The organism is Acinetobacter sp. BZX-2 (assembly GCF_055179795.1).
In genome coordinates, this window is the sequence record NZ_CM143686.1 from 3,336,990 (window position 1) to 3,349,463 (window position 12,474).

Annotated in this window: 12 protein-coding genes; 7 read left to right on the forward strand and 5 right to left on the reverse strand. The window is 41.9% G+C overall.

The genetic code is table 11. From position 1 onward, the window contains the following. Positions 1-43: 43 nt before the first annotated feature. The 6 genes from ACY45D_RS15645 (at position 44) to moaA (ending at position 8,597) form a co-directional block, all read left to right on the forward strand. Positions 44-3,745 carry a nitrate reductase subunit alpha gene (locus tag ACY45D_RS15645; protein WP_463107542.1) on the forward strand — a complete coding sequence of 1,234 codons (3,702 nt, stop codon included), beginning with the start codon at positions 44-46 and terminating at the stop codon, positions 3,743-3,745. 21 nt (positions 3,746-3,766) lie between these two features. After that, positions 3,767-5,308: a nitrate reductase subunit beta gene (gene narH / locus ACY45D_RS15650; RefSeq protein ID WP_463107543.1), complete on the forward strand. Its 1,542-nt coding sequence runs from the start codon at positions 3,767-3,769 to the stop codon at positions 5,306-5,308. Continuing rightward, on the forward strand, positions 5,308-5,976 hold the full coding sequence (gene narJ / locus ACY45D_RS15655) for a nitrate reductase molybdenum cofactor assembly chaperone (RefSeq protein WP_463107544.1): 669 nt from the start codon (positions 5,308-5,310) through the stop codon (positions 5,974-5,976). The genes narH and narJ overlap by 1 nt, the downstream gene beginning before the upstream one ends. Continuing rightward, positions 5,976-6,665, forward strand: a complete 690-nt coding sequence (gene narI / locus ACY45D_RS15660) for a respiratory nitrate reductase subunit gamma (RefSeq protein WP_463107545.1) — start codon at positions 5,976-5,978, stop codon at positions 6,663-6,665. Before narJ ends, narI begins: the two co-directional genes overlap by 1 nt. 76 nt (positions 6,666-6,741) lie before the next feature. Beyond that, positions 6,742-7,506, forward strand: a complete 765-nt coding sequence (locus ACY45D_RS15665; protein ID WP_463107546.1) for a HesA/MoeB/ThiF family protein — start codon at positions 6,742-6,744, stop codon at positions 7,504-7,506. A 116-nt stretch (positions 7,507-7,622) separates the two neighbouring features. Continuing rightward, on the forward strand, positions 7,623-8,597 hold the full coding sequence (gene moaA, locus ACY45D_RS15670; RefSeq protein ID WP_463107547.1) for a GTP 3',8-cyclase MoaA: 975 nt from the start codon (positions 7,623-7,625) through the stop codon (positions 8,595-8,597). A gap of 151 nt (positions 8,598-8,748) precedes the next feature. On the opposite strand, the gene mog is transcribed toward moaA, so the two are convergent. Genes mog through ACY45D_RS15695 form a run of 5 tightly spaced genes read right to left on the reverse strand, consistent with a single transcriptional unit; the run spans position 8,749 to position 11,845 of the window. After that, positions 8,749-9,318 (reverse strand): molybdopterin adenylyltransferase, encoded by a 570-nt coding sequence (gene mog, locus ACY45D_RS15675; protein WP_463107548.1) that lies wholly within the window; start codon positions 9,316-9,318, stop codon positions 8,749-8,751. 9 nt (positions 9,319-9,327) lie between these two features. Then, entirely contained in the window at positions 9,328-10,533 is a 1,206-nt protein-coding gene (locus ACY45D_RS15680) for a molybdopterin molybdotransferase MoeA (RefSeq protein WP_463107549.1), read from the reverse strand. Positions 10,534-10,544: 11 nt separating this feature from the next. Further along, positions 10,545-11,126 carry a molybdenum cofactor guanylyltransferase gene (gene mobA, locus ACY45D_RS15685; RefSeq protein ID WP_463107550.1) on the reverse strand — a complete coding sequence of 194 codons (582 nt, stop codon included), beginning with the start codon at positions 11,124-11,126 and terminating at the stop codon, positions 10,545-10,547. Further along, positions 11,123-11,590, reverse strand: a complete 468-nt coding sequence (locus tag ACY45D_RS15690) for a molybdenum cofactor biosynthesis protein MoaE (RefSeq protein WP_463107551.1) — start codon at positions 11,588-11,590, stop codon at positions 11,123-11,125. The genes mobA and ACY45D_RS15690 overlap by 4 nt, the downstream gene beginning before the upstream one ends. 3 nt (positions 11,591-11,593) lie before the next feature. Further along, positions 11,594-11,845 carry a MoaD/ThiS family protein gene (locus tag ACY45D_RS15695; protein WP_463107552.1) on the reverse strand — a complete coding sequence of 84 codons (252 nt, stop codon included), beginning with the start codon at positions 11,843-11,845 and terminating at the stop codon, positions 11,594-11,596. A gap of 132 nt (positions 11,846-11,977) precedes the next feature. On the opposite strand from ACY45D_RS15695, the gene moaC reads away from it, so the two are divergent. After that, on the forward strand, positions 11,978-12,472 hold the full coding sequence (gene moaC / locus ACY45D_RS15700) for a cyclic pyranopterin monophosphate synthase MoaC (RefSeq protein WP_463107553.1): 495 nt from the start codon (positions 11,978-11,980) through the stop codon (positions 12,470-12,472). Positions 12,473-12,474 lie beyond the last annotated feature (2 nt).

The window sequence follows — 12,474 nt, forward strand, 5'->3', positions numbered from 1 at the left end:
CAATGACTTCATAACCACAGACCCGTGATAGACGGAGAGTTTCATGAGTCACTTTTTAGATCGTTTAAACTTTTTGAGTCATACAACCGAGACCTTCTCAGATGGTCATGGCAGTGTCACGAATGAAAGCCGAGCTTGGGAACAAGCATATCGCAACCGCTGGAGCCATGACAAGATCGTGCGCTCTACGCACGGCGTCAACTGTACAGGTTCGTGTAGTTGGAAAGTCTTTGTTAAAAGTGGGCTGATTACCTGGGAACTTCAACAAACCAATTATCCACGTACTCGTCCTGATTTACCTAATCATGAACCACGTGGCTGCCCTCGTGGTGCATCTTATAGTTGGTATGTCTACTCTGCTCAACGTGTCAAATATCCAATGATGCGTGGACAGCTTGCCAAGTTATGGCGTGAAGTACGTAAGACACGTGATCCAATTACAGCCTGGGATTACATCACCAGTGATCCTGAACTCAGCAAATCCTATAAGTCCAAACGTGGTCTAGGTGGTTTTGTACGTAGCTCATGGGATGAAACTTATGAACTCATCGCCGCAGCGAATGCCTATACTATCAAGACTTATGGCCCTGATCGTGTGTTTGGTTTCTCACCCATCCCTGCAATGTCAATGGTCAGCTATGCTGCAGGTACACGTTATCTCAGCCTGATTGGTGGTGTTCCCCTATCATTCTATGATTGGTATTGCGACTTGCCTCCATCAAGCCCTCAAGTCTGGGGTGAACAAACGGATGTTGCCGAATCCGCAGATTGGTACAACTCAACATTCCTGATGGTGTGGGGCTCGAATGTCCCGATGACACGTACACCCGATGCACATTTCTATACAGAAGTCCGCTACAAGGGGACAAAAACTGTTGCCGTTTCCGCTGACTACGGCGAAATGGTCAAATTCAGTGATATTTGGCTCGCACCAAAGCAAGGTACCGATGCTGCCTTAGCCATGGCAATGGGTCATGTCATTCTTAAAGAATTCCATTTAAACAATCCATCAGATTATTTCACTGATTACTGCCGTCGTCTCACCGACATGCCTGTTCTTGTGATGTTGAATGCAAAGAATGATAGCTACACGCCAGGGTATTACCTACGTGCCAGCCAATTAAACAACGACTTTAATGAAAATAATAATCCAGAATGGAAAACCCTCGTCATTGATGAAAATACAGGCGAACTTGCTGCACCAAAAGGCTCAGTTGGTTTCCGCTGGGGTGAAAAAGGCAAATGGAATCTCAAAGATGAACGCAGTGATAGCACCGTCATCAAAGCACAACTGAGCTTGATTAATCATCATGACGACGTGATTGATGTCGCATTTGACTACTTTGGTGGAACAGATGCCAATGATGTCATGATTCGTAAAGTTCCAGTGAAGAAAATTCAACTGGAAAATGGTGAAACCTGCTATGTCGCCACAGTATTTGACCTATCCATTGCCAACTATGGTATCGATCGTGGTCTTGGTGGTGGCAATGTTGCATCCAATTATACCGATGATGTGCCATATACACCGACTTGGCAGGAAAAACATACAGGTGTTCCTGCGGACAAGGTCATCCGTGTAGCACATGAATTTGCACAAAATGCCCATGACAGTCATGGTAAATCCATGGTGATCGTTGGTGCAGGTCTCAATCACTGGTATCACATGGATATGTCCTATCGTGGCATTATCAATATGCTAATGATGTGTGGTTGTGTCGGTCAATCAGGTGGTGGATGGTGTCACTATGTTGGACAAGAAAAATTACGTCCACAAACAGGCTGGGCACCGCTTGCCTTTGCTCTTGACTGGCAGCGCCCACCTCGCCTGATGAATGGTACATCCTTCTTCTATGCGCATACTAGTCAATGGCGTCATGAAAAACTGGGTATGGATGAAATCCTTGCACCAACACAAGGACATGAGCTCAGTAATATGTCGATGATTGACTATAATGCAAAATCTGAGCGCATGGGATGGTTACCATCAGCACCGCAGCTTTCGGTCAATCCGATCCAAATTACCAAAGATGCCAAGGCACAGGGTAAAGATGCAGTGACCTATACTGTTGATGGGCTGAAAAATGGCAGCATTGATATGTCATGTAATGATCCTGACAATCCAGCCAATTTCCCACGTAACCTTTTTGTGTGGCGTTCAAATATTTTGGGCTCATCCGGCAAAGGACATGAATATTTCTTAAAATACTTACTTGGTACACAAAATGCTTTGATGTGCGATGAAGGAGACTGTATTAAGCCACAGGAAATCACGGTACGCCCTGCCGCCGAAGGTAAACTAGATTTACTCACCGTACTTGACTTCCGTATGTCCACCACATGTCTCTATGCCGACATCGTGCTACCAACGGCAACTTGGTATGAAAAAGATGATCTAAATACCTCCGATATGCACCCATTCATTCACCCACTCAGTGAAGCCGTACAGCCACTTTGGGAAAGTAAATCGGATTGGGAAATCTATAAAGGCTTGGCGAAGAAATTCTCTGAACTCTCTAAAGACTATCTCGGCGTACAACAAGATATCGTCTTGACCCCATTGATGCATGATACCCCACAAGAATTAGGTCAACCTTTTGATGCCAAAGACTGGAAAAAAGGTGAATGTGAACCGATTCCAGGCAAAACTATGCCAGCCATGACCGTAGTCGAACGTGACTATGGTGCGATCTATGATAAATACACCGCAATCGGACCACTACTGGAAAAAATTGGTAATGGTGGTAAAGGGATTGATTGGGAAACCAAGCATGAAGTAGATATCTTACGTGGCATTAACAAGATTCATAACACAGGGATTGCCAAAGGTCTGCCAAAACTCAATACAGCCATTGATGCTGCTGAGATGATTTTGACCTTAGCACCTGAAACCAATGGTCATGTGGCGGTCAAAGCATGGGCTGCGTTATCAGAAGCGACCGGTATTGACCATACCCATTTGGCACTACCACGTGAGCATGACTCAATTCGATTCCGTGATGTACAGGCACAGCCTCGTAAAATCATCTCCTCACCAACATGGTCAGGGCTAGAAAGTGAAGAAGTCAGTTATAACGCAGGTTATACCAACGTCCATGAACTCATTCCTTGGCGTACCATTACAGGTCGTCAGCAATTCTACCAAGATCACCAGTGGATGCGTGGATTTGGTGAAGGGTTCTGTGTCTACAAACCCGCGGTTGATCTCAAGACGACTGCCAAAGTGTTGGGACATTATCCAAATGGTGAAAAAGAGATTGTTCTCAATTTCATTACACCGCACCAAAAATGGGGTATCCACAGTACTTACTCTGACAACATTCGTATGTTGACCCTATCTCGAGGCGGTCCACATGTATGGATTTCTGAGATTGATGCTCAAAAAGCAGGGATCGTTGACAATGACTGGGTTGAAGTCTTCAACATCAATGGAACGATTACTGCACGCGTCATCGTCAGTCAACGTGTCCCAGAGACCATGATTCTGATGTACCACGCTCAGGAAAAAATCATCAATGTCCCAGGTGCGCAAGTCTCAGGTAAGCGTGGCGGTATTCATAATTCAGTGACGAGAACGGTATTAAAACCGACCCACATGATCGGTGGTTATGCCCAACTGGCGTGGGGATTTAACTACTACGGTACAGTAGGCACAAATCGTGATGAATTCGTCATCATTCGTAAAATGACCAAAATTGATTGGATGGATACGCCTGTGTCAGGTAATACCCAACAAGACGCCTAAGCTCAAGATAAGGAAAGTGATATGAAAATCAGAGCACAAATTGGTATGGTGCTAAACCTTGATAAATGCATAGGCTGCCATACTTGTTCAATTACCTGTAAAAATGTATGGACGAGCCGTGATGGTGTCGAATATGCATGGTTTAACAATGTCGAAACCAAACCAGGGATTGGCTATCCAAAGCAGTGGGAAAACCAGAATATCCATAAAGGTGGCTGGATTCGTAAATCCAATGGTAAACTGGAACTAAAACAAGGCAGTAAGTTAAAAATTTTGGCAAATATTTTTGCCAACCCTAACTTGCCAAGTATTGACCAATACTACGAGCCATTTACCTATGATTATGAGCATTTACAGAATGCTCCTGAGATGCCAACACCACCAACAGCACGTCCTGTATCGATCATTACAGGCAAAAAAATGGATAAAATCCATTGGGGACCAAACTGGGAAGATGATTTAGGTGGTGAATTCCACCAGCGTGCCAAAGATGAGTTATTTGAAGGTATTCAAAAAGAAATGTACTCTACATTTGAAAATACCTTCATGATGTATCTGCCACGTCTGTGCGAACATTGCTTAAATCCTGCATGTATCGCCTCTTGCCCATCGGGTTCGATCTATAAGCGTGAGGAAGATGGGATCGTCCTCATCGACCAGGACAAATGTCGTGGCTGGCGGATGTGCGTGTCTGGCTGTCCATACAAAAAAATCTATTATAACTGGACCAGTGGTAAGGCAGAAAAATGCGTATTCTGCTACCCACGTATTGAGGCAGGCGAACCAACCATCTGTTCAGAAAGTTGTGTCGGTCGTATTCGCTATCTTGGTGTCCTACTCTATGATGCTGATAAAATTGAACAAGCAGCAAGTACAGAAGATGAACAAGATCTCTATCAGGCACAGCTTGATGTATTCCTAGATCCAAATGATCCTGCAATTCAAGCTGAAGCGTTAAAACAAGGTATTCCTCAATCCTGGGTGGATGCAGCACAGAACTCACCCGTATATCGTATGGCGATGGAATGGAAAGTTGCTTTCCCACTCCATCCTGAATATCGTACTCTACCAATGGTTTGGTACATTCCACCACTATCACCAATTCAGTCTGCTGTTGAGAGTGGTGTGATTGGCAAACACGGTCTGATTCCTGATGTCAAAGATTTGCGCATTCCTTTGCAATATCTCGCCAATCTACTCACCGCAGGAAAAGAAGAACCTGTACTGGATGCGCTAGAAACCATGCTCACCATGCGTCGATATATGCGCCAAAAGAATGTACCCCAGCCGAATATCAGTGTTGATGAAATTCTGCAAGGCTCGCATCTGACTGGTGAACAAATCGAAGAAATGTATCAGATCATGGCGATTGCCAACTATGAAGATCGGTTCGTCATTCCAACCTCACATAAAGAATATGCTGAAGATACCTTTGCTGACAAAGGTGCATGTGGATTTACCTTTGGCAATGGCTGCTCAGATGGTGCATCTGAAGCCAGCCTCTTTGGTCAAAATAAAGCATCTCCAACGATCTTCTTTAGAGCACGAGAGGAGAAAAAATAATGAATGCATATCGATTATTTTCTGCCTTATTGACCTATCCATCGGCTGAGCTACAAGCAGCCGTAGATCAAGAGATACTGCCGCAATTAGCACAATACTCAAAATGGCAAGAAGAGCTCAGTATATTATTACGCTATATCGCTGATACTGATCTCATCACAGTACAAGAAAACTATGTTGCGACATTTGATCGCAGCCCTAACCATTCTTTGCATCTATTTGAGCATTTACATGGTGAAAATCGTGATCGTGGTGATGCAATGGTCAATCTATTGCATGAATACCAGCAACAAGGGTTCGAACCTCAAGGCTATGAACTGCCTGACTATCTGCCTTTATTTTTAGAATTTTTGTCTTTGCAAGAGGCAGAACAAGCAACACATTTATTGAATGAGGCTGTGCATGTCATTCATTATGTTGCTGAAAAACTACATGAACATCAATCCATATATGCCAGTGTATTTGATCTACTGATTAGCCTCGCAACGGTCGAACCACAAGCCTTAACTGTCGCACCAGTACGTGATATGGACGAAGCTTTAGAAATGTTCGGTCCAACAGCGGACGGTGTTGAACCTTTATTAAAACCTACAATGAAAGTAGACGATGTCCAGATCGTCAAAATTTCTCCACGACGCTCAGTAGATGAAAATATGGGAGTGAAATAATGGATACCATACATCAATTTATTTTTGGAATTTACCCATATATCGCCCTGAGTATCTTTTTGCTGGGTAGCTTGATTCGCTTTGATCGAGATCAATATAGTTGGAAAAGTGAATCCAGCCAGCTCTTGCATCGTGGTCAATTACGACTGGGTAGCATTCTATTCCATGTGGGGATTCTAGGGCTATTTTTTGGACATTTATTTGGTTTACTCACACCCGTTGCTGTATGGGACTATTTGAGTATTGCCCACGGTACAAAGCAAATCTTCGCCATGGCAGCAGGTGGCATCATGGGGACGATCTGTCTGATCGGCTTAGTGATCCTGATGATCCGTCGCTTTAGCTCAGATCGCTTAAGTGCCAATACCACATGGCGTGATAAGCTGGTACTCATCTGGATTTTTGTCACATTATTACTTGGTTTATCTACGATTTTTGTTTCAGCACAACATACCGATGGGCATGAAATGGTCTTACTGATGACTTGGGCACAGCATATCGTGACTTTCCAGGGTGATGCCGCATCTTATATCGTACATGCCAGTTGGTTATTTAAACTGCATATGTTTATGGGGATGAGTTTATTTATTATTTTCCCATTTACACGTCTAGTCCATGTATGGAGCGGTTTTGGTTCAGTAACCTACCTGATCCGCAGCCCACAGTTGGTACGCCGTCGTCGTCGTTAATTTGTACACACATTCTATTACCCAGTGATACAACTCGCTGGGTAATTTATTTCGCATAATACGCAAGAGTGATTGTATGAATGAAACACAGCTTATGCACTATAGCCGTCATATCCTGCTCAATGAAATTGATATTGATGGACAAGAAAAACTCAATCAGGCAAGAGTTCTGCTCATTGGCTGTGGCGGTTTAGGCAATGCCTGCGCACCGATACTTGCAGGTGCAGGTATTGGGCAACTGATCCTTTGCGATCACGATATCATTGAGCAGAGTAATTTACAGCGTCAGTTTGCTTTTCGTCTTAATGATATCGGACGTACCAAAGTTGAAGTCTTGGCAGAATATCTACAACAACGTAACCAAGAGATTAGCATTCAAGCCATTCATAGCAAAATCACAGCCGTATTATTAGAACACTATTTACCGACTTGTGATGTCATTGTGGACTGTACTGACAACTCAGCCACTCGCCATCTGATTAATCAATATGCAGTACAACGTCATGTGCCTTTAGTCAGTGCATCTGCGATTCAATTTAGTGGGCAACTCAGCGTCTTTGATGTACGGCAATCTCATTCGCCTTGCTATGCCTGCCTATTTCCACTGCTAAAAACAGAAGATCGACGCTGTACCAATAATGGTGTGTTCTCTCCATTAGTGCATATAGTTGGTGCGGCACAAGCTGCTGAGGTGCTCAAACTACTGATTGGTTTTGCTGCATCATCCATTGGAAAAATGTGGCAATTTGAAGCATTGAATTTTTCCACCTATGAACTACAACTTGTGCAAAATCCAGACTGTCCTGTTTGTGGACAATTTCACTCTAAAGTTGAAGTTTAATGCACCCTTTCATCTCCCCCTTTATAACTAGATCAATGCTCTACTTCTGATGAACTACTAGCGCTAAATCATTAGGTTATAATGAATGATTAGCTTTATTTATTCATGAGTTGACCATGCTAGTAGATGCTTATGGACGTACTATCGACTACCTACGAATTTCAATTACAGACCGCTGTGATTTGCGCTGTACCTATTGTATTCCCAAGGGCTTTACCGAGTTTGAAAAACCCAGTCATTGGCTCAATTTTGATGAAATTGAGCGTATTGTCCGTCAGTTTGCAAATATGGGGACGCGACGGTTTCGGTTGACAGGTGGTGAGCCTTTATTGCGTAAAAACGTGGTTGAATTGGTGCGCAGACTCAAACAAATTGAAGGTGTAGATGACCTATCATTGAGTACCAATGCCACTCAGTTACAGCATTATGCACATGATTTACGTCAGGCAGGTTTGGATCGACTGAATATTAGTCTAGATTCTTTAACACAATATACAGTGCAAAAAATTGTTGGTTTTGATGCACAAGAAAAAATCATGGCTGGTTTGAAAGCTGCCAAAGAAGCAAACTTCAAACAGATCAAAATCAATATGGTACCGCTTGCAGGCATCAATGAACATGAGATCGATGACATGGCCGAACTCTGTCTCAATAATGGTTTTATCTTAAGATTAATTGAATTGATGCCTATGGGCGCAACAGCCCAGCAATATGATTATGTCAATCTACAACCCATCATCGAACGCATTAATCAAAAGTTTAATTTAAAACCTGCTGAAGATAACTATGGGGGTGGCCCTGCACGCTATTGGCAAAATCAAGATGGTTCATTCCTGATGGGTTATATTACTCCCCGTTCTCAACACTTTTGTTCAAGTTGCAATCGGGTACGTCTTGCAGTGGATGGCACATTATATATGTGTCTTGGTCAGGATCATCAGTATGCTCTTGCACCCTTACTCAAGGCCAATGCCAGTGATGCAGCGTTACAGGCAGCAATTCAACAGGCGATTGATCTAAAACCGTTAAAACATGAGTTTAATGAAAAGCCAAATAAAATGATTCGGATTATGTCGATAACAGGTGGCTAATTCAAAAACCAAACTTTCAATACAACATCTTACAAATAACGTATTCAGATTCAAAAACACCTGAATACGTCGCTTTTATTGCGCTTTAGATCAAACTCAAACTTAGAATAATGGTGTGTGCTTCATCATGCAGTTTTATGATAACAATCAATTAAAAATTTTTAGGTCTAAACGTTTCAGAAATATTGTGATGAGTCTCTATATATGGCCCTCCAATTGCATCTATGCATAACGGCACAGCTGAAAAAATACCATGCACAATTGTCTTTCCATCTGCATCTTTAACCCCCGAAAGCGTTTCTGCTATAGCCTTTGGGCGGCCAGGTAAATTTAAAATTAAACTATTTTTACGAATAACCCCTTCTTGCCGAGACAAAATTGCTGTTGGTACAAAATATAAACTGACTTGACGCATTTGTTCGCCAAACCCGGGAATGACACGATCTGCAATATTCAAAGTCGCATCTGGTGTAACATCTCGAGGAAAAGGACCTGTTCCACCTGTAGTCAAAATTAGGTCACATTTTTGATTATCAACCAAATCGATTAAAACCTTTTCGATCAGTGCTTGTTCATCTGGAATTAGTCGCTCAACACAGAAAAATGGATTTTTCAAGGCAGCTGTTAACCAGTCTTTTAATGCTGGAATACCTAAATCTTCATAAATACCATTAAAAGCACGATCACTTACTGAGACTAAGCCAATTTTTACAGTTTCCATAATCCCCTCCTAAACTTCTTTTAAATAAATAACCTGAATGGATTGTCCCTCACGAACTGTTTGCTGTGCAGGTACTATGACAAGTGCATTACTCGAACCACAATTGGCAAGCATGGCGCTACTTTGTGATGAATGAATCTTTGCATGAAGTTGACCAAATTCGACTGCCAACTGACCACGTAAAAATTGTTGCCGACGCTGAGGCCGATCTATACTAAATTGCGCTTTGGCCTGTAACAGCATAGGCAATGCTTGTTTATTCGTGAGACCCGCCAATATTTTTAAAGCAGGCAATGCAACAATCAAATAGGTCACCCAACATGCCACAGGATTTCCTGGCAATACAAATACTTGAGCTTGATTAATTCGCCCCCAGCCAAAGGGTTTTCCGGGTTTAATTGCTAGTTTCCACTGCTGTATTGAACCTAAACATTGTAAAGCAGCGATACTGTAGTCTTTGTCTCCAACAGATGCCCCACCTGAAATCAAAACCACATCATTTTGATTTGCTGCTTGTGCAAGCGATTGTTGAATCAAATCTTGTTGATCAGGTAGCAAACCGCCATCACTCACTTCAAGGAATTGGTTCTGTTTGAGTAAAGACATCAGCAACGGTCGATTAGAATCATAAATTTGATTTTCTTGTAATTTTTTGCCCAATGCTTGTAATTCATTACCGCTCGAAAATACACAAACTTTTAATTTTTGATAGCATGGAAATTCGGTATACCCTTGACTTGCAGCAATACCGATATGAGTTGCATTTAATACACGCTGTGCGGCAATCAGTACCGTACCTTGTTTATATTCTTCTGCACAAAAACGGATATGCTGCTGCGCTTTGATGTGACTGCTCGTACTGACATAATCATCAATCACATCAACCTCTTCTTGAGTCAGCACTGCTTCAGTACCTTTTGGAATAGCTGCCCCAGTAAAAATCCGAACAGCTTGACCGCGCTGTAAAACTAAATTTTGAGTTGAATCACCTGCTGTAATATATGCAACCAATTGCCATACCGATTCATTTAAGCCACAAATCGCATAACCATCCATGGCACTATTATCAAATGCAGGAGAATCTTGCGTTGCAACAATATCCTTTGCCAATATTCGACCTTGAGCTTGCAATAAAGGAACAAGTTCAATTTGCTTATTTATAGAGAGTTGAGGTAATAATTTTTCTAGTGCCTGATCATAGGAAATTAAACTCATATTGATCGTTCCTAAGCTAAGTAATGCTGCAATGTTTGAAAATCATTTATATTTATAAATTGGGAATCATCTTCAAAATCAATAGCGACGGCCTGCATCAGATGTAACCATTGTCGAATACTATGCTTTGATTGAGTGATCAAGTATTGTTCGAGCTTTGCTAAAACCTGTCGTTTAAATTGAAAAATGACAGGGTAAATTTGATTCGCTGATTTGGCATAAACGACATGAGCAGATTGAAGATTTAACTGTTGAGAGAGTGTTGCAATGACCTGTTCACTGATAAATGGAGAGTCACAAGGCACAACTTGAATCGTATCAATATCTGCTGGAAACTGACTAGCACTGCTATAAACGCCTCCCAAAGGCCCCAACCCTAACCATGGCTCGTGATCTGACCAGACATCCAAGCCTTTTTGCTGATATTGCTCGATATCTTGATTTGCACTGATTGCAACGTAGTCACATTGATTTTTTAGAACTTGAATAACAGGGTCAATCAGATATTCATCTCCAAAAGGCATTAGGCCTTTATTTTTATACCCCATGCGGCTGCCTAAACCACCTGCCAAAACTAAACCGCCTAAACTCATAATGACATACTCCATTTTTTTATTTTATTTTGATCACTTTTCTTCGCCGCAACCCAGTGAGATTCTCCATTTTCAAAATGCTCTTGCTTCCAAAAAGGTGCAGATGTCTTTAAATAATCCATAATAAATTCATTTGCTGCGTAAGCATCTAAACGATGTTTAGATTGCGTCATGACCCAAACGATGGGCTCACCAACAGCAATCTTCCCAACACGATGCACAACAACGATTGCACTCAATAACCATTTTTGCTGTGCTTTCTCAACTATACTTTTAATTTCATTTTCAGTAACTTGTGGATAGTGTTCGATATACAAATGAGTGATGGGTTCGACATAATCATGCTGACGGACAAATCCAGTAAAAGTGACTTGCGCGCCTTGATCATGATTAAACAGCATCGCGAGGTCTGTATATTCATTGATATTGAGTACTTCAGGTTCAATCTGGATAATGATACTCACGAGCTACCCTCCAGTTACAGGAGGTAAAATAGCCACTTCCGCCCCATCGGGAATAGTCGTAATTTGATGACAAATCTGTTTTTGAACGACCAATTTAAATACTTTATCTTCAGCTAAAGCCGTTCCCCAACGTGAATTACGAGAACGAAGTAATTGCAGCAGTGATTCAGTTGTTCCACCATTTTCCCACGGTAATGATTCAGTCCGTGTTCCTAGTTCTGTCGCCAATGGTCCAAAATATTGAATATAAATCATGTCTGTACCCACCAATCGTCTTACTATCCTTTCTAGCTTAGACTGTGGGTTTCTCATCAACAATAATCACTTTGACCGATATTCACCCCCAACTTTGGTGTAGTAACATCAACAAAAGTAGGGAGAATCATCATGTCTCAAAATCAACTCACACATTTTGATCAAGCTGGTCAAGCTCACATGGTTGATATCAGTGGGAAACCTATAAATAAGCGTATTGCTATTGCTACAGGTACAATTTTTATTTCGGAGCAGGCTTTAGCTTGTGTTTTACAAGGCAATAACAAAAAAGGTGATGTGCTTGGAATTGCTCGCGTTGCAGCCATTTTAGCAAGTAAGCAAACTGCTTTACTGATCCCCTTATGTCATCCCCTTGCTTTGACTCATGTCTCTGTGGATATTGATGTCGATGAAAAAAAATCGGCCATTCATATGATCGTAACAACTGAAACATGTGGACAAACAGGGGTAGAAATGGAAGCGTTATGTGCAGTCAATGTCGGTTTACTTTGCATATATGATATGCTTAAAGCCGTCGATAAAAATATGAAAATTAGTGATGTTCAATTGCTAGAAAAACAAGGCGGTCGTTCTGGTCATCTATACAATAATCCAGTAAGAAAATGAGC

Coding starts and splice junctions, on each gene's coding strand:
- ACY45D_RS15645 (WP_463107542.1), top strand. CDS start 44: ATGAGTCACTTTTTAGATCGTTTAAACTTTTTGAGTCATACAACCGAG.
- narH (WP_463107543.1), top strand. CDS start 3,767: ATGAAAATCAGAGCACAAATTGGTATGGTGCTAAACCTTGATAAATGC.
- narJ (WP_463107544.1), top strand. CDS start 5,308: ATGAATGCATATCGATTATTTTCTGCCTTATTGACCTATCCATCGGCT.
- narI (WP_463107545.1), top strand. CDS start 5,976: ATGGATACCATACATCAATTTATTTTTGGAATTTACCCATATATCGCC.
- ACY45D_RS15665 (WP_463107546.1), top strand. CDS start 6,742: ATGAATGAAACACAGCTTATGCACTATAGCCGTCATATCCTGCTCAAT.
- moaA (WP_463107547.1), top strand. CDS start 7,623: ATGCTAGTAGATGCTTATGGACGTACTATCGACTACCTACGAATTTCA.
- mog (WP_463107548.1), bottom strand. CDS start 9,318: ATGGAAACTGTAAAAATTGGCTTAGTCTCAGTAAGTGATCGTGCTTTT.
- ACY45D_RS15680 (WP_463107549.1), bottom strand. CDS start 10,533: ATGAGTTTAATTTCCTATGATCAGGCACTAGAAAAATTATTACCTCAA.
- mobA (WP_463107550.1), bottom strand. CDS start 11,126: ATGAGTTTAGGCGGTTTAGTTTTGGCAGGTGGTTTAGGCAGCCGCATG.
- ACY45D_RS15695 (WP_463107552.1), bottom strand. CDS start 11,845: ATGATTTATATTCAATATTTTGGACCATTGGCGACAGAACTAGGAACA.
- moaC (WP_463107553.1), top strand. CDS start 11,978: ATGTCTCAAAATCAACTCACACATTTTGATCAAGCTGGTCAAGCTCAC.